Raw genomic sequence first — 20,497 nt, 5'->3', positions numbered from 1 at the left:
CTGCTGTATCAATCGAGGAGAGTTCCAATGGATCAGCAAACCGAGATCGAGATTCAGGCCGCTGCCTTTCGCCGCCTGCAACAGCACCTGATGCAGGACCGCACCGACGTGCAGAACATCGACCTGATGAACATGGCCGGGTTCTGCCGCAACTGCCTGGCGCGCTGGTACCAGGAGGCGGCCAATGCCAAGGGCATCGAGATGGGCAAGGAAGAGGCGCGCGAGATCTACTACGGCATGACCATGGCCGAGTGGAAGGCCAAGTATCAAACCGAGGCCAGCGCCGAGAAACAGGCAGCATTCGAAGTGGCGTTCAAGGAAAACGTCACCGACAAGGGCTGAACACGACGCCCTGCGCGGCGAGGCTGTCGAACTCTGCCTCGCCAATGCCCAACTCGCCCAGAACCGCCCGGCTATCCTGCCCATGGGCACGCGGTGGGCTGCTCAGTTCCGGCCCGCCGTGGTCATAGAGAAACCCGGCCACGGTAAAGGGCTGCCCGTCCCGCACCTGCACCACGCCACGTGTGGCGAATTGCGGCTCGTCCAGCGCCTGTTTCAGGTCACGGACCCGCGCCGTCGGAACGTGATGCGCGTTCAGCAACTCCTCCCATTCGGCCGCGGTGCGAGTTCTTAGCACCTTCGCTAGCAGTGAGGCGTCGCTGTCCCGCCGCGCTGCAATCTTGTCGCGCGGAGTGGCCTCGATTTCGGCCGCGGCCTCTGGCGCACCGACAGCCTGCATCAGGCCAGCCATCTGGGCATTGGTATAGGCACCGATCATCAGCGTGCCTTTGGCGGTTTCATAAGCCGCGTAACCGGCCAGATTGGGATCGCGGTTGCCAAAGGGACGCGGGGCGGCACCGCTGGACAGCGTGCCAAAGGTGCTGGAGTTCATCAGCATCAGCGCGCAATCGCTCATCGCCACGTCGATCCGCCGCCCCTGCCCGGTCTGCGCCCGGGCAAACAGCGCCGCCGATATCGCCAGCGCGGCCTGCGCACCGGTGCCATAGTCGATCACCGCCGGGCCAATGCGCACCGGCGGGCTGTCGGCCTCGCCATTGGCGGCCATCACACCGGTAAACGCCTGTATCACCACGTCATACGCGGGATGCGCTGCCTTGTCCCCGGTCGCGCCATAGCCTGAGATCGCGCAATAGATCAGATCCGGTTTCAGCACCGACAGACGACCGTACTCCAGACCCAGCGCCACGACCGCATGCGCGGTGTAGTTCTGCACCACCACGTCGGCCGTCTGTACGAGGCGGTCAAAGACTTCCCGCCCGGCGCCGGATTTCAGGTCCAGCGCAAGGGTCCGCTTGCCACCCCCTTGCGCCTGAAACACCAACCCCATGCCAGCGGCGTTCAGCGCCGGATCGGCGCCTTCGGCCCTTGTCATGTCAGGCCGGTCCACCGGCTCGATCTTGATCACTTCGGCCCCGAGCACCGCCAGTTGATAGGTGCAGAACGGGCCAGCGAACACATGGGTCAGATCAAGAACCCGGATACCCTCGAACGGTCGCATCGTGCCTCCACTGGTCTGCAACCAGCCTGTCGGTCCTGCAACGCGCCGGCATGGTCACCGGCGTCATTTCCGCGTCGTTTCCGGACCATATCGGCGCCTGCTGCCGCCGAAGCCTCGACTTCGGATCGGCAAGGCTTCTCGACCAGCGGTCGCTATTGCAACGCTACCGGACCTGCAATGTTCTGCGGATTGTCTGGCAAACCGGCCTGACGAAGGCGATCGACAAGGCATTCCATCCGGTCCTGGTTTTCGTACAGCTCCTGCGAACGGACATATTCGATGGACAGCGACGGGTCGTCGGTCAAGGCTTCGCCGATCAGAATCCGAGCCCGTTCGATATCACCCCGAGCGACCCGGGCTGCGGCCCGGTAACACCGGGTACGTCGGGTCTGAAACGGAAGGTCCAGCGCCGCGCGGTTGACTTCTTCGAACCGGCCCAGTGCGTAAAGCGCCGCGATCCGCTCTTCGACCACCCAGACCGGCAGGTACGGGTCCAGGCCCTCGGCCCGATCCAGCAAACCAAACGCCCGTTCGGGTTCGCCAGCGAAGGTGAAGAAGGCCGCGCAACGACCCACGATATAGGCGTCGTTCGGCGCCAGTTCCAAAGCCTTTTCATGATGGCGGCGGCTGCTCGCATAGTCGCGATGCCTCTTGATCAGAACGATACCCAGAATGCGGTGCAACTCGGGATCCGAAGGATCCAGTTCGAGCGCCCGCAGCAGCAGTTTCTCGGACTGGCCGAGGTCGAAATCGGGCAGGTAAGACCAGGCGCAAACCTCCATCGCCAAGGGGCGGGCAAACCCGGGATCGGCCTGTTGCGCCTTGCGGAACCAACTGATCGCCTGACGGGCATGGCTGTTGTAGATGCCGCTCAGCCGATGCTCTTCGAGGCCGCGCAGATAGAATTCGTAGGCGGACATGTTCTCGGGTCGCTTCTGTCGGGCCGCGCCGATTTCCGCATGATCGATACGGCCCGATACGGTTGCAGCGACCCGTGCGGCGATTTCTTCCATCGCATCCAGCAGTTCATTGAACGGACGCTGGATGCGTTCGCTCCAGATCAGTTCGCCGTTCCGGGTGCCGCTCAACTCGATCGACAGGCGGACCCGATCGCCAAACTTGCGAATGGTGCCCGACAGGACATAGCGCACGCCAAGACGCTGACCAACGACGATCGGGTCGTTGGTGTCAACCGCATGGCTTGCTGTGCGCGAACTGACAAAGAGAGGACGGATCAGGCTGAGTTCGTGAATCAGATCGTCGGTGAGACCATCGGCCAGAAAAGCCTGATCCTCGTCCGCGCCTGTTGTAACCCGAAAGGGCAGCACCGCCACCGAGTTCGGGCGCGGTGCAACGGCGGGTTCATCGCGGGTCGGTGCAATCTGATAGACATGGCGATCCGCACTTTGCGACACACGATAAACCTGTACAGGTTCGGCGATACCTTTCAGGTGGCGCGGTTCCAGCGTGTCGAACTTGCAGGGTGAAACCTTGACCACGTGGGTAAACAGCGTTTCCGAAACGTCTATGGCTCCAGGATCGGCCGTGGCCTGCAATCGTGCGGCCACGTTCACGCCTTCGCCCTTCAGATCGTCTCCATCCGCAACCACGTCGGCGACATGCAGACCAAACCGCATGTCTTCGGCTGTGTGTTCACCACCTCCACCGAGACGGGCACGGGTTTCGATGGCGGCGCGCAATGCGCTGACCGGGCTGCGGAACTCGGCCAGCACGGAATCGCCCGCCGTGTTGAAGACACGACCACCAGCCTGTTCGATACACTCCCGCGCTATGCCAAGCACAGAGGAGATACGCACAAGCGCACCTTCCTCGTCAGCCTGCAAAAACGCAGTCGACCCGACGAAATCGGCGATCAGGATGGCGGCAAGTCGACGTTCCATAGCACGATGATAGGGCTGCGCGCCGCTGATTCAAAGCGCCTTAGATCGCCGTCTTGCGCGCCTCGTCGATGTAGATCTCGCGCAGGCGGCGGGCGATGGGGCCAGGGGTACCATCGCCCAGCGCGACGCCGTCGATCTCGACCACCGGCATGACAAAGGCGCTGGCCGAAGTGGTGAACGCCTCGTCCGCCGCTTTTGCCTCGTCGATGGTGAACAGCCGCTCCTCGACCTCCATCTGTGCCTCTTTGGCCAGGCGCATCACCGCCTTGCGAGTGATGCCATGCAGGATGTTGTTGGACAGCGGCCGGGTCACGATCTTGCCTGCCTTGACGAAATAGGCGTTGTTCGAGGTGCCCTCGGTCACAAAACCGTCTTCGACCAGCCAGGCGTCGTCGCACCCGGCCTTCTTGGCCATCATCTTACCTATCGAGGGGTAAAGCAGCTGCACCGTCTTGATGTCGCGGCGCCCCCAGCGGATATCCTCGATCGAGATGATCTTGGCGCCTTTCTTGGCCGCCGGATTGTCGGCCAGGCCGGGCTTGTTCTGGGTGAACAACACCAGCGTCGGCGGGGTATCGGCCGAAGGGAACACAAAATCCCGGTCGCCATCCGATCCGCGGCTGACCTGGAGATAGACCAGCCCCTCGTCGATGCCGTTCAGTTCAACCAGCTTGCGGTGGATGTCCAGCAGCTCTTCCTTGGTGCAGGGTTCGGCCATGTCCAACTCGTCCAGCGAGCGTTTCAGGCGCACGGCGTGGCCCTCGAAATCGATCAGCTTGCCATCCAGAACGCTGGTCACCTCGTAAACCGCATCCGCCATCAGAAAGCCGCGGTCGAAGATGGAAACCTTGGCCTCGGTCTCGGGCAGGTATTCGCCATTAACGTAAACGGTACGGGTCATATGTGGCTCCTTTAGGACATGCCGCGTCTTGCGGCGATTAGGGGTCTGCGTCAAGTCCGGCCAAGCTGCGGAAAGTTCAGGTCGGTGACATCGACAACAAAAAACGGGAACCAGGCATCGGTTCCGAAGTGATTTCCGGCCTCGACATGGGTCGGGATGCGGATGCCGTGGAAGTTTCGGCCATTGGAAAGAAAGGCCCCGAACGGCTGTTCGCGCCAAACGCCTTCGGGGTTTGCATTGCTCCAGCGCGCAAAGGCGATTTGCACCGGCGCGCCTGCGGCATCCACGGTCAGGTCGATCGCTCGCTCTATCCCCAGATGCTCGATGGTCACGCGGGCCGTATTCTCGTCAAAGCCTGTCCAGGTGACGCCTTGGCGCGGCAGGACCGCGGCCGGTGTCCACATCACCGCCTCGGCGGCGTAGCGGCCAAAGGCCGAGCGACTATGATCGGGCGTGCCGCCATAGCGCGCGACCGGTACCAGCTCGGCCAGCCAGAACCGGGTCCAGCTGCCGGAATCCGAGCCCGACAACCGACGCAGGCCGCGCCCGGCCCGCATGGACCAGACAAAACCATGCGGGCTGGCAAGGGTCTGTCGGGCGGTCATCGGCATGTAGCCGGGGCGCGCCTTGTCCCCCATGCCGAACTGGCCCTGCATCTCTAACTCGGCAACCGTGAAGAGCTCCGCGCCGGGCGCAATAGCCCAGTGAAAAAACCGGCGTGCAGGCTCTGGCAAATCGGCCACGATCTGCGGGTCGAACCGTTCGGGCGCGTCGGGCTGAAAACGGGCAAGGCGCTGTGCCTCGCCCTCGTCCGCGCGCAGATCGCGGCGGCGCCACAGCGCAAGGGCAGCCAGACAGGCAAGACACGCGCCCGCCAGTCCGATGGCCCAGGCCGCCATTGCCCGCGCGCCTCAGCCCCAGAGGGCCGCACTGGGCGGATGCACGCCCGCCGCATCGAATTCAAGCGGAGTCTCGCGATCCTCGGCCAGCAACAGCGGACCGTCAAGATCGGTGACCAGCGCGCCCTGCGCCACCAGCGTCGCGGGCGCCATCGCCAGAGAAGAGCCGACCATGCAGCCCACCATGATGTCATAGCCCTCGGCCAAGGCGGCGCGGCGCAGTTCCAGCGCCTCGGTCAGCCCGCCGGTCTTGTCGAGCTTGATGTTGACCACGTCATACTTGCCCTTGAGCTTGGGCAGGCTGGCCCGGTCGTGACAGCTCTCGTCGGCACAGACGGGTACCGGGCGATTCATGCCGATTAGCGCCTCGTCCTGCCCGGCCGGCAGCGGTTGTTCGACCAGCGCCACGCCCAGCCGCACCAGATGCGGCGCCAGGTCGGCATAGACCTCGGCCGACCAGCCTTCGTTGGCGTCGATGATGATCTTGGCACCCGGCGCGCCCGCCCGCACCGCTTCCAGTCGCGGCATGTCGTCGGGGGTGCCCAGCTTGATCTTCAGCAAGGGACGGTGCGCGTTCTTCTGCGCCTGCGCCCGCATCGCCTCGGGCGTGTCGAGCGACAGGGTATAGGCAGTGATCTCGGGCCCCGGAACCGGCAGGCCCGCCATCTCCCACGCCCGCTTGCCCGCGCGCTTGCTCTCCAGATCCCAAAGCGCGCAGTCAACCGCGTTGCGTGCGGCCCCTGCGGGCAACAGATCCATCAGCGCGGCGCGAGTGATATCTGAGGGCAGCCCCGCGATCTGCGCTTCGACCGATTCCAGTGTTTCGTCATAACGGGCATAAGGAACGCATTCGCCCCAGCCCTGATGGGCGCCGTCGGACACCTGCACTGTCAAAACCTTGGCCTCGGTCCGCGACCCGCGCGAGATGGTGAACACCTGCGCCAGCCGGAATACGTCGCGCGTCACCTCGATCTGCATACCGCCCGTTCCTTTTTCACTTTGCCTCAAATACTCCCACCGGAGGCACCTGTCGTCGGCCTCCGGCGGGTCGTTCAGATCACACTGCGGCCAGCGCGTCCACCAGCTTGCCCGCGCCAAAGCGGAACGGATCGGTCGCGGGCAGACCCATGTCGGCTTCGACCTTGGCAAGATAGGCGCGTGCCTCTTCCTCGCCCATGTGCTGGGTGTTGACCGATACGCCGATCACCTGGCAGTCCGGGTTGCCGACCTTGGCCAGCGCCAGCGCGGTATCGCGCACCGCCTCCAGCGACGGCAGCTGATAGCCGGGCAGGCCGCGCATATGGGCGCGGGTCGGCTCATGGCACAGCACCAGCGCGTCGGGCTGGCCCCCATGCACCAGCGCCAGCGTCACGCCGGAGTAAGAGACGTGGAACAGGCTGCCCTGCCCTTCGATCAGGTCCCAGTGATCCTCGTCATTGTCCGGTGTCAGCCACTCGATGGACCCGGCCATGAAATCGGCGATCACCGCGTCCAAGGGCACGCCGTCGCCGGTGATCAGGATGCCGGTCTGACCGGTCGCGCGGAAGGTCGACTTCATGCCGCGTTCGCGCATCTCGGCATCCATCGCCAGCGCGGTGTACATCTTGCCCACCGAACAGTCGGTGCCCACGGCCAGGCAACGCTTGCCCTTGCGCTTGACGCCATTGGCGATCGGGTACTTGACCGAGGGGATGCGCACATCGTGCAGCTTGCGGCCACAGGCCTCGGCGACGGCAACCAGGTCGGGTTCGTCGCGCAGCAGGTTGTGCAGGCCCGAGGCCAGGTCGAACCCCTCTTCCAACGCCATGACCAGCACCTTTTTCCAGTCCTGGCTGATCACCCCGCCGCGGTTGGCAACGCCGATCACCAGCGTCTTCGCGCCAGCCTCGCGGGCCTCGACCAGGTCCATGTCGGTCAATCCCAGGTCGGCTTTGCAGCCTTCCATCCGGAATTGACCCACGGCGTTCTCGGGCCTCCAGTCCTTGATGCCCTGCGCCACCTTGGCGGCCAGTTGGTCGGGGGCATCGCCCAGAAACAGCAGATACGGGGTTTCAATCATTGCGGTGCACTCCTTTGATTCCGAGGTAGACTAATGGCCCCGGGCAACGAGCATCTTGCGTTCTCATCCGCCAGCCTTGGGCCGATTGGACGATTCTTGCGTGAAATGGCGAGAGTTCGCAAAATTCTTCGAAGTTTTCAAACTGATTAAACATTCATCAGCAATTCTCTCTGCAAGAGCGAAGATTTCGCGCACGCAATGCTGCGACTGCACAAAGGCGCTTGCGCAGGGGTGCGCAATTTAATACCTCATGGGGCAAAGAAATCGTAATTTCATTACCCCCGGAAAGGTCCAGCCATGAGTTTCCGCATCCAGCCCGCCGCGCCCGCGCGCCCCAATCGCTGCCAGTTGTTCGGGCCCGGCTCGAACACCAAGCTGTTTGCCAAGATGGCGGCCTCGGCGGCGGATGTGATCAACCTTGATCTCGAGGACTCGGTCGCACCCAGTGACAAGGAGTTTGCCCGCGCCAACGTGATCGAGGCGCTGAACACCGTGGATTGGGGCAACAAGCACATGTCGGTGCGGATCAACGGACTGGACACGCCCTATTGGTACCGCGACGTGGTCGACGTGCTGGAGCAGGCCGGCGACCGGCTGGACCAGATCATGATCCCCAAGGTGGGTTGCGCCGCCGATGTCTATGCCGTCGATGCGCTGGTCACAGCGATCGAGCGTGCAATGGGCCGGACCAAGCCGATCAGCCTGGAGGTGATCATCGAATCCGCCGCCGGTATCGCCCATGTCGAAGAAATCGCCGCTGCCAGCCCGCGTTTGCAGGCGATGAGCCTGGGCGCGGCGGATTTCGCCGCCTCTATGGGCATGCAGACCACCGGCATCGGCGGCACGCAGGAAGATTACTATATGCTGCGCGAGGGCGCGAAATACTGGTCCGACCCGTGGCACTGGGCGCAGGCCGCCATCGTCGCCGCATGCCGCACCCATGGCATCCTGCCGGTGGACGGGCCGTTTGGCGATTTCTCGGACGACGAGGGTTTCATCGCGCAGGCGCGCCGCTCGGCGACGCTGGGCATGGTCGGCAAATGGGCGATCCACCCCAAGCAGATCGCGCTGGCCAACCAGGTCTTTACCCCGTCGGACGCCAAGGTGACCGAGGCACGCGAAATCCTGGCCGCAATGGAAACCGCCAAGGCCAATGGTGAAGGCGCGACCGTCTACAAGGGCCGTCTGGTCGACATCGCCTCGATCAAGCAGGCCGAGGTCATCGTCCGCCAGGCCGAGATGATTGCCGCCAACGGCTGACGCACCGCAAATCCACTTGCAAAGGGCGTCCAAAGGGCGCCCTTTTTGGTTTGCAGAGGACCGCATGACAGACCTAACCCTGTTCCACACCGCCGAGGTGCATTGCCGCACCTTTGACGCACTCGCCGCGCGGATCGCACCCGATACGCGACTTACCCATGTGGTGCGGCCGGACTGGCTGGCGCGGGCGCAGGATGGTATCGGCAAGGATCTCGCCGCCGAGATCACCCACACAATCGGGGCCGCCCCCAGCAGCCTGTGCACCTGCACCACGATCGGCGCTGTCGCGGCAGAGACGGGCGCGATCCGGATCGACTGGCCGATGATGCAGACGGCGGCCCGCTGCGGTGGAGAGGTCTTGCTGGTGTTCTGCTTGGAAAGCACGGAGGTCCCGTCAGGCGAGCTCCTGCGTGAGGCGTTTCGACAGGAGGGCCGATCCCCGCGCTATCGCACATTGGCGCTGCCCGACCTCTGGCCGATCTTCACAGCGGGGGACAGCGACGGGTTTGCGCGCGCCATCGCCGCGCGGATCGAGGCCGAGCTGGCGCTTTGGCCTGACACCGCCTGTGTCGCGCTTGCGCAAGCCTCAATGGCAGGGGCCGCAGGGTTCACCCACGCGTCCATGCCGGTGCTGTCCTCGCCGGAGTTGGCGCTCAGGGCTGCGTTGGGCCTGCCTTTGGCATAGGCGGATGTGTCCGGTCAGTGACCGAACACATTGTTGGGCACCCATTTCATTCCCTTGCCCTTTTGCCCCCAGCGCATCATCAGGCACGAGGTATTGAGCCGGTTGAAATAGGTGATGTCGACCTTGTACCAGCCCGCCTGCGGCACCTCGACCTCGGACACGATGGTGCTGTCGCAAGTCTGACGACCGTCAAACAGGCCAACACGCTGACCGCCGATTCGCGCATCGATCCCGTCGTTGGTGAAAAAGTCGATCTCATAGACACCGGGCCGGTCGAACTTGATATAGCCTCGGATCGCCGCCGCGACGTTTTCGTCGCGATTCGATGTCAGTGTATTCTCGCCCTTGCTGGTGTCGCGATAATCGAGCCCCCGCAGCGCCTTGCCGCGTTGCGCCCCGGACTTCAACACGCTCCGCGCATCCGACAAGTATTTGATATGCTCGCCTTCCTTGGCATAGCCATAGCTCACCGACAGCCCGCCCTTGAGCCCGCCCGGCTGCGGATTGGCCGGTTGCAATTTGAGCGGCGCCGCCGACAGGGCGCTGGCAAGTGTCAGGCCAAGCCCAGCAATCGCGCCGATCCAGATGGATTTCATGTCATGGTCTCCCGGTTGTTCGAATGTCGCGCCGGTCTTGCCCGCCGTTTTCGCGCCACTAAATCGTGATCAGCCTAGGGTTCAATTTTTCGTGCCGCAAGGGGCGCGTGCATCCGGCCTTTCGCCTTGCGGGATCACGCCCGCATGTCCTTGGGCGATCCCATGACCACATAGGTGGTGATCGAGTTTACATGCGGCAGCGTGCCCAGCACGTCGGTATGAAAGGTTTTGTAACCGGGCAGATCGGTGCATTCGACCCGCAGCAGGTATTCGATGGTTCCAGTGATGTTGTGGCATTCCACCACTTCGCGCGCGCGCGCGACCGCGCGTTCAAAGGATTCCTGCGCCGCCTTGGTATGCTCGCTGAGGCCCACACCGATATAGGCGACAAACCCCAGCCCCAAAGCCGTGGGATTGAGCACCGCCCGATACCCGGCGATCACACCAGCGCGCTCCAGATCCTGCACCCGGCGAAGACAGGCCGAGGGTGACAGACCCACCTTCGACGCCAGGTCGAGATTGCTGATCCGGCCATCGCGAGTCAATTCACGCAATATCTTGCGGTTTATTTCGTCAATTCTGACCATTCATTGTTCAATTTGGTAAAATTTTCGCAACAACGCAATTTCATTTTGCGATTTCAGAAAGAGATTTTGCGTATGACCCATGACATCCTGATCGCGCTTGTCCTGTTTGCCTTCGTCTCCTCGATCACACCGGGGCCGAACAACCTTATGCTGATGGCTTCGGGGGCCAACTTCGGGTTCCGCCGCACCATCCCGCATATGCTGGGGATCGGGCTGGGATTTACCTTCATGGTGCTGATGGTCGGGGTTGGGCTGGTGCAGGTCTTTGACGCCTGGCCGCCCAGCTATACTGTGCTCAAGGCGTTCTCGGTGCTCTATCTGCTGTGGCTTGCATGGAAAATCGCCAATGCCGCACCGGCGCGGGCGGGCAACGCCGCCGGACGTCCGATGACTTTTTGGCAGGCCGCGGCTTTCCAGTGGGTCAACCCCAAAGCCTGGGCAATGGCGCTCACCGCGATCGCGGCCTATGCGCCGGGCCAGACCCTGCCGGCCGTGCTGCTGGTTGCCATGATTTTTGGCGCGGTCAACCTGCCCTCGGTCAGCACCTGGACGGTGCTGGGTCAGCAAATGGCGCGCATCCTGACCAACCCGCGCCGATTGACCATGTTCAACCGGTCCATGGCCCTTTTGCTGGTCGGCTCGCTCTATCCCGTACTTTTCCCCGGCTGACCGGAACGGCGCGCGCGCTGCACCTGCCGAGTTGCATCCGGCGCGCCCTGGGGTCATATAGCGTGAAACGCCGCGACGAGAGGGCACCATGACCCAGTACCTGGATTTCGAAAAACCGCTGGCCGAGATCGAAGGCAAGGCCGAGGAGCTGCGCGCCTTGGCCCGGGCAAATGCCGAGATGGACGTGGCCGAAGAGGCCGCCGCGCTGGATGCCAAGGCCACCAAATTGCTTGACGAGCTCTACAAGGACCTCACCCCGTGGCGCAAATGCCAGGTGGCCCGGCATCCTGACCGCCCGCATTGCCGCGATTACATCGAGAAACTGTTCACCGAGTACACACCGCTCGCCGGTGACCGCAATTTCGCCGACGACCTTGCGGTGATGGGCGGTCTGGCCCGGTTCAAGGACCGCCCGGTGATGGTGATCGGCCACGAAAAAGGCTCGGACACCAAGTCGCGCATCGCCCATAACTTTGGCATGGCCCGGCCCGAAGGGTACCGCAAGGCGGTCCGCCTAATGGAAATGGCAAGCCGCTTTGGCCTGCCGGTGGTGACCCTGATCGACACCGCCGGGGCCTATCCCGGCAAGGGCGCCGAGGAACGCGGCCAGTCCGAGGCAATCGCCCGCTCGACCGAAATGTGTCTCAAGATCGGCGTGCCGCTGGTCTCGGTGGTGATCGGCGAGGGCGGCTCGGGCGGGGCCGTGGCCTTTGCCACCGCCAACCGTGTGGCGATGCTCGAACACTCGATCTACTCGGTAATCTCGCCCGAAGGCTGCGCCTCGATCCTGTGGAAGAATGCTGAAAAGATGCGAGAGGCCGCCGTGGCGCTGCGCCTCACCGCACAGGATCTGCTGAAACTGGGCGTGATCGACCGGGTGATCGCGGAACCGCGCGGCGGCGCCCATCGCGACAAGCGCAAGGCCATGGATGCGGTGGGCGACGCCATTACCGCGATGCTCAAGGACCTCGACGGCAAGGACAGCGCCGCGCTGATCAAGGACCGCCGCCAGAAATTCCTGAACCTTGGATCCAAGGGGCTGGCCGCATAAGAAAAGGCGCTACGCGCGCCCTTTCATTTCGCCTGAAATACTCCGGGGGAGTCGCCCATCGGGCGACGGGGGCAGCGCCCCCGCCCCGTTCCGCCTAGCGCAGCATTCGCAGCAGCTCGGCCGAGGGTTCGCCGGTGACCGGCAGCCCCTTGGCGCGCTGATAGTCGGAAATCGCGGCCGTGCTCTTGCCGCCGATGACACCATCCGCGCCGCCGGTGTCGTACCCGGCCGCAGTCAGGCGGGTCTGCAACTCCTTGCGCTCCTCCAGCGTCAGGCCGGTCTCATCCGGCCCGAAAGAGGCCTTGAACGCTCCACCGCCCTTGAGCCGGTCCGACAGGTGGCCTACGCCGATGGCGTAGCTGTCCGAGTTGTTGTAGCGCTTGATCACGTTGAAATTCTTGAACACCGCGATTTTCGGCCCCGGCACCTGCGGTTGCAGCACGGCCAGCGGCGTGCCCGAATTGGCGGCGGCAGAGCCGACCTCGCCGCCCCAGGGCTGGCCGCGCACCCAGCCCGCATTGGCCAGATAGGCGGCGGTCGAGGCCAGCGCGTCGGTCGGGTCCTCGGACCAGATGTCGCGCCGCCCGTCGCCGGTGAAATCCACCGCATAGGCCAGGTACGAGGTCGGGATGAACTGCGTATGGCCCATCGCGCCCGCCCAGCTTCCGGTCATGTTGCGGGGTGACGTATCGCCGTTTTGCAGGATCTTCATCGCCGCGATCAGCTGTTTTTCGAAAAACGCGCCGCGCCGCCCGTCATAGGCCAGCGTCGACAGGGCCGACACGATCGGCACATCGCCGCGCCGGGTGCCATAGCGGCTCTCCAGCCCCCAGATGGCGGTCACAACCGCCTTGTCGACCCCGTAACGTTGCTCGATCCGGTTCAAGAGCGCGCCATGCCGGGCTAGCATCTGTTTGCCGGTGGCGATCCGCTCGTCCGAGGCAGCGATGGCCAGGTAATCCTCCAGCGAGCGTTTGAACTCGGTCTGGTTGCGGTCCCGCTCGATCACCTTGGGGATATAGCCGGCCCCGCGAAACGCGCTGTCGAGGGTTGAGGCGGAAATGCCCTGTGCCGAGGCCCGCCCCTTGAAAGAGGTGACCCAGGCGTTCCAGCCAGCGTTGGGCACGGTGGGCCAGTTTTCCGCCGGTGCGGCGGTAGGCGCGGTCGTGGCCCCGCCACAGGCCGAAAGCGTCAGCGCCCCCAAGCCGAAAGTAAATAAGCGACGATCAATCATGGTGAATCCTGCTCGTTTGTTTTGCGGCAGGATACCGCGATCAGCTGCGCCAGACCAGCAAGCGTTTCTCGATTTTGCCGATGGCCCAGCTGGTCAGCACGCCGAGGCAGGACAGAATGACCACACCGGCAAAAAGCCGCTCAAGATCATAAAGCGCGCCCGCTTGCAGGATATAGGCGCCGATCCCGTGTTCGGCGCCCAGCATCTCGGCTGCGACCAGCAGGATGATGCCGATGGCCAGCGACACCCGCAGCCCGGACAGGATGCCGGGCAGCGCGCCGGGCAGCACGATCTTGCGCACGATAGACCACCAGCCCAGGCCAAAGCTCTGCCCCATGCGAATGAGCCCCCGGTCGACATTGTCGACCGCGCCATAGGTGGCCACCACCGTGGGCGTGAATGTGCCCAGCGCGATGAGCGCGTATTTCGACCCTTCGTCGATGCCGAACCAGATCACGAACAGAGGCAGCAGGGCAATTTTCGGGATCGGGAAGATCGCCGCCACCAGCGGCACCAGCCCGGCCCGGATATAGGAAAAAAGCCCAATCATCACGCCCACACCGACGCCCGCGCTGATGCCCAGCACCGACCCCACCGCCAACCGGCTGAGTGACGGCAGAAGATGCGTCCAGAGCGCGCCGGACCGGGCCAGATCACCCAGTGTCGTGGCCACGTCCGAGGGGCGCGGCAGGGTCAGGTTGGAAATCCAGCCTGTCCGCGTGCCCCATTCGATCAGGAAGAGCAGCAGCAGAAACACCGCAATGCCGGTGCCGCGCCGCGCCTCGGGGCGGAAGCCGCCGCCGCGAAAGGGAACCCTGATCTCAGGCATCCAGCAACTCCAGATCGGCGGCCATCGCCTCGTCCCGCATCAGCGCCCAGAGATGGGCCTGAATCGCCTCCAGCCCCGCATCCCCTGCATGCCGTTCAGACAGCGGCCCCGGCACCTCGATCACTTCGCGCACGCGCCCCGGGCGACGCGACAGTACCGCGATGCGATGGCCCAGGCGCACCGCCTCGGCCAGGTTGTGGGTGACATAAACGCCGGTAAAGGGCTGCCGCTCCCACAGGGCCACCAGATCCTCCATCAACAGCTCGCGCGTCTGCGCGTCCAGCGCCGAAAGCGGCTCGTCCAGCAGCATCACCGCCGGATTGACCGCCAGCGCGCGGGCAATGGCGACCCGCTGTTTCATACCCCCCGACAATTGCCGGGGCAGCGCATCGTGGAAATCCGACAGCCGGGTGCGGGCCAGCACATCCTCGATGATCGCGCGCGCTTGGTCTCCCGGCAGGCGGTGATCTTCGAGCACCAAGGAGATATTGCCCGCCACGCTGCGCCAGGGCAGCAGGGCAAAATCCTGGAACACATAGGTCAGCGGGTTCAGACAGCCCTCGGGCGGGGTGCCGCCTTGCAGAACCTCGCCCCAATCGGGTTGTTCCAACCCACCCAGCATCCTCAGCAGCGTGGACTTGCCGCAGCCCGACGGACCGACCACGCACAGGATCTCGCCCGCCGGAATATGCAGCGAGACATCGTCCAGCACCACCATGTCGCCATAGCGATGGGTCAGACCGCGAACCGCAAGTTCCATGTGCCGTCAGATCATCGGCACATAAGAGCCGTCGACCAGCACCTCGGTGGTGATGCTGTCCTTGACCAAACCTTCGGACTTGAACCAGCCCAGCTGATCCTCGACCGAACCCATGTTCAGGGCTGAATCCTTGTTCAGGCGCATCGCGCCGTTGCGGATGGATTTCTCTGCCTTCTCGAAGGGCTGGTCGGCATAGACATATTTGTGCACCAGCTTGACCATCTCGACCCCGGCCTCGTCACCGGCGGTCTTGTCCACCAGGGCCGCGTTGAAATCCGCCGCCCCGCGCGAAAAGGCGCGCAGGAACGCCTCGGTCTGCGCCCGTTCACCGGATGCATTGGTGGCCGAGGTAAACACGGTGGTGACCTGATAATCAGGCAGGTAATCGGCAACCATGCCGATATGTTTCACGGCACCGCCTCCCGACAGCGCCTTGCCGATATGGGGCACGATGGTCCACGCATCGACCTGTCCCGATTTCATCGCGCCGATGATCGCCCCCACTTTTTGCAGCGGCGTGAACTTGACCGACGCCCCCTCGGCCGCCGCGATCTTGGCGCCCATATAGTGGAAAGACGAGCCCGGCTGTGTCACCGCAAAGCTACGCCCATCCAGCGCGGCGGCGCTGGTCAGCCCCGCGTCAAAAGCCGCGTTCGAGGCCAGGATCATTTGGCCGTCGATGCCCTTTTCCTCGCTCAGCGCGCCGCCGATGACCTTGGCCGCGCCTTTTTCGGCCAGGCTGATCAGGCCGCCGGTGATTGCGGTCACCGCATAATCGGCGTCACCGCTTGCGATTGCCACCGCCATCGGCTGGGCCGCCTCGAAGAACTTGAATTCGACGTCCAGCCCCTCGTCGGTGAAATAACCGCGTTCAAAAGCGACGAAGGACGCCGCGTGGCTGGTGAAGCGCAACGCGCCGACCGTCATCTTGGTATTGGCCAGGGCTGGCGTACCCAGCATCGGCAGGGTGGCGGCGCCACCGATCAGCCCCAGCGCACCGCGCCGTGAAAACGTGCTCATGATGTCTCTCCCCGTTGAATATGGCTCTCACCTTAAGACCAAGCCAAAGCCGCGCGCAACCGCGCGTCGTCACGTCACCAGCAGGCGCAGACCCTGGGTGACATCGGTCCGGACCGCCAGCCGCAGACCGGGTTCGTCCCCCGCCCTCAGCGCTGCGATGATCAGCTTGTGATACTGCGGCGGGTCGGTGCGGCGCAAGCGGCCATAAAGCGCCCGCATCGTCGGCCCCAGTTGCAGCCAGACGGTTTCCGCCATGGCCAGCATCGCCGGGGCCTGCGCCCGCAGGTAAAGCGTGCGGTGAAATTCCAGATTGGTGCGGATGTAACCCACGGCATCGCGTTTCGACACCATCTCGGCCACCGAGGTGTTGATGGTCTGAAGCCGGTCGATCAGCGCCATATGGGCGCGCGGCAGGGCGCGGCTGGCCAGCTCCACTTCCAAGAGCGCGCGCAGCGCTGCCAGTTCCTCTATCCGGTCGTTGCCAAGTTCCGGCGTCGAGACCCGCCCCGAACTGGACAGGAACAGCGCCCCTTCGGCCACCAGCCTGCGCACCGCCTCACGTGCAGGCGTCATCGAGACGTCGAACTCCTTGCCGATCCCGCGCAGGGTCAGCGCCTGACCCGGCGACATCTCGCCATGCATGATACGGGTGCGCAGGGTCCGATAGACCCGGTCATGGGCGGCGGCGGCAATGGTCTGTTCGGTCGGGCGTGGGCTTTGCATGGGACCATGTGATCACATCCACAAGCGGCGTCAACCCGACCCGATCATCCGGGCAGACCGGCACTCCGCAGCGCCTGTTCAAGGCGCATCAAGGTTTCGCCCTCGCGATAAGGGTAGATATCCGGCAGGTTCGCTACCCTGATCCCGGGTTGAAGCGCGAGCGCCTCGACCACTTCCCATTCGGCATCCTCGATCTGACCCATCTCGGCGAATATGGCACCCTGCAACAAGCGCTGACGCAACGCCTCGGGGTTTCTTTCCAGCGCCTCGGTGCTCCATTCCAAAGCGGCTTCGAGATTACCAAGGCTGAAATGCACCTCGGCGATTGCGTTCAGGTAGGGAAACGGCGCCCGCGGGTTCAGGCGCATGGCATATTCGAACCCGGCGAGCGCCCGTTCGGGATCGCCGGCATAGTGCCAGTTCCACGCCTGCATGCCAAAACCATCGGCGTAGTTCGGATCAAGCTCCACTGCTCGTGCGAAGGAGGCGTCGGCCTTTTCGAACTCGCGGCGGAACATGTGGACCAACCCGAGCGAGGCATGAACAGCGGGCAATTCCGGGTCGATGGCCACCGCCTGTCCCGCCAGCCGATAGGCGGTCTCAAGCGACTCGGCATTCATCGTCAGAGAAACACCTGTGCGATTGGTGTAGGTCGTTGCCAGGATGGCCTTGGCCAGCGCGAAGTCAGGGTCGATGGCCAGAGCGGACCACAGGAACTCTTGGGCGATCTGGCGCGATTCTTCATTGAACCGCCAGACTTCCTCCCACGCACGCAGGAACAGGTCATACGCTTTCAGATTGTCGGTATAGCGTTTCGACAACCGCCGCTGCTGGTCCTGCGTCAATTCGATCCTGAGCGCGTCGATGATCTGCGAGGCGACCTGATCCTGCAACGCGAACAGGTCGCTGAACTCGCGATCCAGACGCCCGGCCCAGAGTTGAAAACCGGTCGTCCCGTCGACCAGATTGGCATTGATACGCACATGATCGCCAGCGCGCTGCACGCTGCCCTCGACGACATAGCGGACACCCAGAACCTTGTGCACGGTCCGGGCATCCATCGGTTCTTGCCGGTCGCGAAACGAGAAGCTGGTGTTGCGGGCAATGACCAGCAGGCCGCCGATCTGGCTAAGGTCATTGATCAGATTGTCGGTCATCCCGTCGCTGAAATAGGTCTGCTCGGGATCGCCCGACAGGTTCTCAAAAGGCAGGACAACAAGCGAAGGCCGGTCTTCGGCAACCAGGGCACCGACCGGCGGCGGCGCATCGTCGGTCCAGAGACGCAGGTCGCCAACCAGCAAGGCATAGACCGCCCCGGCGACGACCACGCAAGCGGCCAAGGCAAGCGGCAGCCAGCGGCGGCGCCGGGGACTGCTGGCGGGCCGAACCGCCTCGGCTTGGCTATCATCGGCCGACAGGTGAAACACGGCCACCGGCTCGGCCACGTTCTTGACCATTTGCTTGCCGCCATCGACAAACCGGTATCCACCCCGGCTCCGGGCCTGTTCGTACACGCTGTGTGACACTGCGATGCCGCCCGGACGCGCCAGCCCCTCAATCCGCGAGGCAACGTTGACCCCGTCACCATAGATATCGTCTTCCTCGACGATGACCTCACCCAGATTGATGCCGATCCTGAGTTTCAGCGGATGGTTTCGCATCCCGGTCTGGATATCTCGGGCGCAATCCAGCGCGCCGGTCACGCTGGCAAACTCGGCCAACGCCCCATCGCCCAGCAGCTTGACCAGCCGTCCACCATGCCGCGACAGGGCCGGTTCGACATGGGAACGGCGCGCATCCAGCACCAGCGCCAGTGTCCCCGATTCATCCTCGCCCATCAGGCGGGTAAACCCGACGACATCCAGCATCATGATGGCGGCCAGCCGTCGCTGTTCCTGTCCGGTCATGCCATTCCCAACTGCCTTTACGATGGGACATCTTAGCAAGTCGCACGCCGCCGACCAACTGGCTTAGAACTGATAGCTGTGCAGCTCGGCCCCATTCTCACGCAGCCAGCGGCGCGGCGCCTCATAGGGACCATGGATGCGCGTCACCTCGACCCAGAACCGGGGCGAATGGTTCATCTCGGCCAGGTGCGCCACCTCGTGCGCGGCGACATAGCGCAACACCGAAGGCGGCGCCAGGATCAGGCGCCACGAGAACATCAGACCGCCATCGGCGGTACACGACCCCCACCGAGACCGCGTGTCGCGCAGGCTGATCCGGGCATAGGGACGCCCCAATTCGGCGGCATAGAAATCGCAGGCCGCCACCAGCCGGTCGCGCGCCATTTCCCGCAGGAACCGGTGCAAACGCGCCGCCAGCGCGGTTTCGGGGACCCGGATCGTGCCCGCCTGCCACAGAACACGTGCGCCTCCGGCTGCCTCGATTCGCGTGGGCACCCCCTCGATCGGGATCGTGCCCCCCAGAACCGGGACAGACCGATCAGGTTGCGCCGCCAGGTGTTCGCGGATCCAGTCTTCTTTGCTGCGGGCGAAATCGATCGCCTCGCGCTCGGCCACGCCACGCGGCAAGGTCAGCGTAACCCGCCCATCCAGCTGGGAAATCCGCAAACTGATGCGGCGCGCCCGCGCCGACCGTCTCAGCGTCAGCGGCACCGGAGGTGTGCCCGGAAGATGATGCTGCCCCATAAGCGCGCTCTCCTTGGCGTAAAGGCTTTGACACGCCCAACCTCATGTGGCACGAGGCCGGAATCGTCTTTGCGACTCACCAGATATCAAGGGGATTTCACATGCCCAAGGAAGAATGGGGTGTAAAGCGCGTCTGCCCGACCACCGGCAAGCGGTTTTATGACCTGAACAAGAACCCGATCGTCAGCCCCTATACGGGCGAGGTCGTGGAGTTGGATCTTGGCAAGGGCCGCATGATCGCGGCCGATGCCGAAGATGCCGCCTCGCGCAAGGCCCGTCAGAACACGGATGATGATGACATCGTGCTCGATGATGATGACGACAATGTCGACATGGACATCGACGACGATATCCTCGAGGACGATGACGACGAGGATAACGTCTCGCTCGATGACATCACCGACGTGTCCTCGGACGAGGAATAATCCGGGCTTCCGGAACGGCGAAAGGGCGGGTTCAAACCCGCCCTTTTCGTTTGTGCAGGAGGCGGATGTCTCGCCGGACCCGGGCGCCAAGATTTTCCGGAAAGAGTCATACTTTTGGCTTGCACTCTCCGGCGGCCTCTCTTAAACGACCCTCACCGCAGCGGCCGCATCGCCGCTGACCGGATCGGGGCCTTAGCTCAGTTGGGAGAGCGCTTGCATGGCATGCAAGAGGTCAGGGGTTCGACTCCCCTAGGCTCCACCAAAAAATCACATAAAATCAAGAATTTACGAAGCGCTCTCGGGGCGCATTTCGGGGTGCACCCCCGTGGGGGTGCGCTGGGGGTGCACTTCGGCCCACAGCATGGTCGATATGGGCAATCTTAGAGAGTGGCGGCTTATGTGTGACTGTCGGGCTTGCCGTGGTAGAATCACCACATCGCCCAAGCAACCGCCAGCCAACCGACCAACGCACCGCCGACGATCTGTGCAAGAAGAATCACTGCCCGTATCGGTGCGGACGGTGTGATGATGATGATAAGTTGAAAACGCAATTTACCCTTCCCGCCATATTGGCGTCTACCAGTTTGCAGTAAGGACAAAGAACCTTCCTTCGGTTGATGTCCGTCAAAGTATCAATCTGATCCTGTGTGTTGTTGATTTTTGCTGAGAAGTGACCCGGTAGCCCCATAATTTTCCACCGAGATTTGACCCATGTGAACACGCTGCCC

General features: G+C 63.6%; 22 protein-coding genes and 1 tRNA gene. 7 read left to right on the top strand and 16 right to left on the bottom strand.

Features of this window, described 5'->3' with window-relative positions; genetic code table 11:
- The first annotated feature begins 27 nt into the window (after positions 1 to 27).
- A complete protein-coding gene (locus tag OEZ49_RS18870; RefSeq protein ID WP_164129650.1) occupies positions 28 to 342 on the top strand; it encodes a DUF1244 domain-containing protein in 315 nt (104 codons plus the stop codon).
- On the opposite strand, the gene OEZ49_RS18865 is transcribed toward OEZ49_RS18870, so the two are convergent.
- From OEZ49_RS18865 to dgcN, 6 genes are all read right to left on the bottom strand, one after another.
- Complete coding sequence (locus OEZ49_RS18865) at positions 326 to 1,519, bottom strand: CaiB/BaiF CoA transferase family protein (RefSeq protein WP_263389753.1); 1,194 nt, start codon at positions 1,517 to 1,519, stop codon at positions 326 to 328. The two genes, OEZ49_RS18870 and OEZ49_RS18865, sit on opposite strands and share 17 nt — an antisense overlap.
- 152 nt (positions 1,520 to 1,671) lie before the next feature.
- Positions 1,672 to 3,420 (bottom strand): adenylate/guanylate cyclase domain-containing protein, encoded by a 1,749-nt coding sequence (locus tag OEZ49_RS18860; protein ID WP_263389752.1) that lies wholly within the window; start codon positions 3,418 to 3,420, stop codon positions 1,672 to 1,674.
- 40 nt (positions 3,421 to 3,460) lie between these two features.
- A complete protein-coding gene (locus tag OEZ49_RS18855; protein ID WP_263389751.1) occupies positions 3,461 to 4,321 on the bottom strand; it encodes a D-amino-acid transaminase in 861 nt (286 codons plus the stop codon).
- A gap of 50 nt (positions 4,322 to 4,371) precedes the next feature.
- Positions 4,372 to 5,220: a DUF6544 family protein gene (locus OEZ49_RS18850; protein ID WP_263389750.1), complete on the bottom strand. Its 849-nt coding sequence runs from the start codon at positions 5,218 to 5,220 to the stop codon at positions 4,372 to 4,374.
- Between the two features lie 12 nt (positions 5,221 to 5,232).
- The gene (dgcA, locus tag OEZ49_RS18845; RefSeq protein ID WP_263389749.1) at positions 5,233 to 6,198 is read right to left on the bottom strand and encodes an N-acetyl-D-Glu racemase DgcA; all 966 of its coding nucleotides are present in this window, start codon (positions 6,196 to 6,198) and stop codon (positions 5,233 to 5,235) included.
- A 79-nt stretch (positions 6,199 to 6,277) separates the two neighbouring features.
- Complete coding sequence (gene dgcN / locus OEZ49_RS18840; protein WP_263389748.1) at positions 6,278 to 7,279, bottom strand: N-acetyltransferase DgcN; 1,002 nt, start codon at positions 7,277 to 7,279, stop codon at positions 6,278 to 6,280.
- A 297-nt stretch (positions 7,280 to 7,576) separates the two neighbouring features.
- On the opposite strand from dgcN, the gene OEZ49_RS18835 reads away from it, so the two are divergent.
- On the top strand, positions 7,577 to 8,539 hold the full coding sequence (locus tag OEZ49_RS18835) for an L-malyl-CoA/beta-methylmalyl-CoA lyase (protein WP_164129636.1): 963 nt from the start codon (positions 7,577 to 7,579) through the stop codon (positions 8,537 to 8,539).
- Positions 8,540 to 8,603: 64 nt separating this feature from the next.
- Positions 8,604 to 9,224 (top strand): hypothetical protein, encoded by a 621-nt coding sequence (locus OEZ49_RS18830; protein ID WP_263389747.1) that lies wholly within the window; start codon positions 8,604 to 8,606, stop codon positions 9,222 to 9,224.
- Positions 9,225 to 9,238: 14 nt separating this feature from the next.
- On the opposite strand, the gene OEZ49_RS18825 is transcribed toward OEZ49_RS18830, so the two are convergent.
- Positions 9,239 to 9,820: a PA14 domain-containing protein gene (locus OEZ49_RS18825; protein ID WP_164129632.1), complete on the bottom strand. Its 582-nt coding sequence runs from the start codon at positions 9,818 to 9,820 to the stop codon at positions 9,239 to 9,241.
- Between the two features lie 134 nt (positions 9,821 to 9,954).
- Positions 9,955 to 10,407: an Lrp/AsnC family transcriptional regulator gene (locus OEZ49_RS18820; protein ID WP_263389746.1), complete on the bottom strand. Its 453-nt coding sequence runs from the start codon at positions 10,405 to 10,407 to the stop codon at positions 9,955 to 9,957.
- Between the two features lie 72 nt (positions 10,408 to 10,479).
- Here OEZ49_RS18820 and OEZ49_RS18815 point away from each other — a divergent pair, with 72 nt between their 5' ends.
- Both OEZ49_RS18815 and OEZ49_RS18810 read left to right on the top strand, forming a co-directional pair.
- Positions 10,480 to 11,076 (top strand): LysE family translocator, encoded by a 597-nt coding sequence (locus OEZ49_RS18815; RefSeq protein WP_263389745.1) that lies wholly within the window; start codon positions 10,480 to 10,482, stop codon positions 11,074 to 11,076.
- Between the two features lie 88 nt (positions 11,077 to 11,164).
- On the top strand, positions 11,165 to 12,127 hold the full coding sequence (locus OEZ49_RS18810) for an acetyl-CoA carboxylase carboxyltransferase subunit alpha (protein WP_263389744.1): 963 nt from the start codon (positions 11,165 to 11,167) through the stop codon (positions 12,125 to 12,127).
- A 94-nt stretch (positions 12,128 to 12,221) separates the two neighbouring features.
- On the opposite strand, the gene OEZ49_RS18805 is transcribed toward OEZ49_RS18810, so the two are convergent.
- The 7 genes from OEZ49_RS18805 to OEZ49_RS18775 all read right to left on the bottom strand — a co-directional run bounded on the left by OEZ49_RS18805 (position 12,222) and on the right by OEZ49_RS18775 (position 19,344).
- Entirely contained in the window at positions 12,222 to 13,361 is a 1,140-nt protein-coding gene (locus OEZ49_RS18805; RefSeq protein ID WP_263389743.1) for a lytic murein transglycosylase, read from the bottom strand.
- Between the two features lie 40 nt (positions 13,362 to 13,401).
- On the bottom strand, positions 13,402 to 14,190 hold the full coding sequence (locus OEZ49_RS18800; RefSeq protein WP_164129622.1) for an ABC transporter permease: 789 nt from the start codon (positions 14,188 to 14,190) through the stop codon (positions 13,402 to 13,404).
- Positions 14,183 to 14,950 carry an ABC transporter ATP-binding protein gene (locus OEZ49_RS18795; protein ID WP_263389742.1) on the bottom strand — a complete coding sequence of 256 codons (768 nt, stop codon included), beginning with the start codon at positions 14,948 to 14,950 and terminating at the stop codon, positions 14,183 to 14,185. The genes OEZ49_RS18800 and OEZ49_RS18795 overlap by 8 nt, the downstream gene beginning before the upstream one ends.
- A gap of 6 nt (positions 14,951 to 14,956) precedes the next feature.
- The gene (locus tag OEZ49_RS18790) at positions 14,957 to 15,970 is read right to left on the bottom strand and encodes an ABC transporter substrate-binding protein (protein WP_263389741.1); all 1,014 of its coding nucleotides are present in this window, start codon (positions 15,968 to 15,970) and stop codon (positions 14,957 to 14,959) included.
- A 69-nt stretch (positions 15,971 to 16,039) separates the two neighbouring features.
- Complete coding sequence (locus OEZ49_RS18785) at positions 16,040 to 16,693, bottom strand: GntR family transcriptional regulator (RefSeq protein WP_164129616.1); 654 nt, start codon at positions 16,691 to 16,693, stop codon at positions 16,040 to 16,042.
- A 44-nt stretch (positions 16,694 to 16,737) separates the two neighbouring features.
- On the bottom strand, positions 16,738 to 18,600 hold the full coding sequence (locus OEZ49_RS18780; RefSeq protein ID WP_263389740.1) for an adenylate/guanylate cyclase domain-containing protein: 1,863 nt from the start codon (positions 18,598 to 18,600) through the stop codon (positions 16,738 to 16,740).
- Positions 18,601 to 18,663: 63 nt separating this feature from the next.
- Positions 18,664 to 19,344 carry a M48 family metallopeptidase gene (locus OEZ49_RS18775; protein WP_263389739.1) on the bottom strand — a complete coding sequence of 227 codons (681 nt, stop codon included), beginning with the start codon at positions 19,342 to 19,344 and terminating at the stop codon, positions 18,664 to 18,666.
- Between the two features lie 101 nt (positions 19,345 to 19,445).
- On the opposite strand from OEZ49_RS18775, the gene OEZ49_RS18770 reads away from it, so the two are divergent.
- Together OEZ49_RS18770 and OEZ49_RS18765 are read left to right on the top strand one after the other, a co-directional pair.
- On the top strand, positions 19,446 to 19,769 hold the full coding sequence (locus OEZ49_RS18770) for a TIGR02300 family protein (protein ID WP_263389738.1): 324 nt from the start codon (positions 19,446 to 19,448) through the stop codon (positions 19,767 to 19,769).
- A gap of 186 nt (positions 19,770 to 19,955) precedes the next feature.
- A tRNA-Ala gene (locus tag OEZ49_RS18765) sits at positions 19,956 to 20,031 on the top strand.
- A 234-nt stretch (positions 20,032 to 20,265) separates the two neighbouring features.
- Here the strand turns inward: OEZ49_RS18765 and OEZ49_RS18760 are convergent.
- Positions 20,266 to 20,497 (bottom strand): hypothetical protein (locus OEZ49_RS18760; protein ID WP_263389737.1); only part of this gene is annotated, 232 nt, incomplete at its 5' end.

Source organism: Ruegeria marisflavi (assembly GCF_025673445.1).
GTDB lineage: Bacteria > Pseudomonadota > Alphaproteobacteria > Rhodobacterales > Rhodobacteraceae > Ruegeria_B > Ruegeria_B marisflavi.
This window is presented reverse-complemented; position numbering and strand designations above follow the sequence as displayed.

What these genes read in the sequence shown, in the direction of transcription:
- OEZ49_RS18870 (WP_164129650.1), top strand. Translation starts at nt 28, where the DNA reads ATGGATCAGCAAACCGAGATCGAGATTCAGGCCGCTGCCTTTCGCCGC.
- OEZ49_RS18865 (WP_263389753.1), bottom strand. Translation starts at nt 1,519, where the DNA reads ATGCGACCGTTCGAGGGTATCCGGGTTCTTGATCTGACCCATGTGTTC.
- OEZ49_RS18860 (WP_263389752.1), bottom strand. Translation starts at nt 3,420, where the DNA reads ATGGAACGTCGACTTGCCGCCATCCTGATCGCCGATTTCGTCGGGTCG.
- OEZ49_RS18855 (WP_263389751.1), bottom strand. Translation starts at nt 4,321, where the DNA reads ATGACCCGTACCGTTTACGTTAATGGCGAATACCTGCCCGAGACCGAG.
- OEZ49_RS18850 (WP_263389750.1), bottom strand. Translation starts at nt 5,220, where the DNA reads ATGGCGGCCTGGGCCATCGGACTGGCGGGCGCGTGTCTTGCCTGTCTG.
- dgcA (WP_263389749.1), bottom strand. Translation starts at nt 6,198, where the DNA reads ATGCAGATCGAGGTGACGCGCGACGTATTCCGGCTGGCGCAGGTGTTC.
- dgcN (WP_263389748.1), bottom strand. Translation starts at nt 7,279, where the DNA reads ATGATTGAAACCCCGTATCTGCTGTTTCTGGGCGATGCCCCCGACCAA.
- OEZ49_RS18835 (WP_164129636.1), top strand. Translation starts at nt 7,577, where the DNA reads ATGAGTTTCCGCATCCAGCCCGCCGCGCCCGCGCGCCCCAATCGCTGC.
- OEZ49_RS18830 (WP_263389747.1), top strand. Translation starts at nt 8,604, where the DNA reads ATGACAGACCTAACCCTGTTCCACACCGCCGAGGTGCATTGCCGCACC.
- OEZ49_RS18825 (WP_164129632.1), bottom strand. Translation starts at nt 9,820, where the DNA reads ATGAAATCCATCTGGATCGGCGCGATTGCTGGGCTTGGCCTGACACTT.
- OEZ49_RS18820 (WP_263389746.1), bottom strand. Translation starts at nt 10,407, where the DNA reads ATGGTCAGAATTGACGAAATAAACCGCAAGATATTGCGTGAATTGACT.
- OEZ49_RS18815 (WP_263389745.1), top strand. Translation starts at nt 10,480, where the DNA reads ATGACCCATGACATCCTGATCGCGCTTGTCCTGTTTGCCTTCGTCTCC.
- OEZ49_RS18810 (WP_263389744.1), top strand. Translation starts at nt 11,165, where the DNA reads ATGACCCAGTACCTGGATTTCGAAAAACCGCTGGCCGAGATCGAAGGC.
- OEZ49_RS18805 (WP_263389743.1), bottom strand. Translation starts at nt 13,361, where the DNA reads ATGATTGATCGTCGCTTATTTACTTTCGGCTTGGGGGCGCTGACGCTT.
- OEZ49_RS18800 (WP_164129622.1), bottom strand. Translation starts at nt 14,190, where the DNA reads ATGCCTGAGATCAGGGTTCCCTTTCGCGGCGGCGGCTTCCGCCCCGAG.
- OEZ49_RS18795 (WP_263389742.1), bottom strand. Translation starts at nt 14,950, where the DNA reads ATGGAACTTGCGGTTCGCGGTCTGACCCATCGCTATGGCGACATGGTG.
- OEZ49_RS18790 (WP_263389741.1), bottom strand. Translation starts at nt 15,970, where the DNA reads ATGAGCACGTTTTCACGGCGCGGTGCGCTGGGGCTGATCGGTGGCGCC.
- OEZ49_RS18785 (WP_164129616.1), bottom strand. Translation starts at nt 16,693, where the DNA reads ATGCAAAGCCCACGCCCGACCGAACAGACCATTGCCGCCGCCGCCCAT.
- OEZ49_RS18780 (WP_263389740.1), bottom strand. Translation starts at nt 18,600, where the DNA reads ATGACCGGACAGGAACAGCGACGGCTGGCCGCCATCATGATGCTGGAT.
- OEZ49_RS18775 (WP_263389739.1), bottom strand. Translation starts at nt 19,344, where the DNA reads ATGGGGCAGCATCATCTTCCGGGCACACCTCCGGTGCCGCTGACGCTG.
- OEZ49_RS18770 (WP_263389738.1), top strand. Translation starts at nt 19,446, where the DNA reads ATGCCCAAGGAAGAATGGGGTGTAAAGCGCGTCTGCCCGACCACCGGC.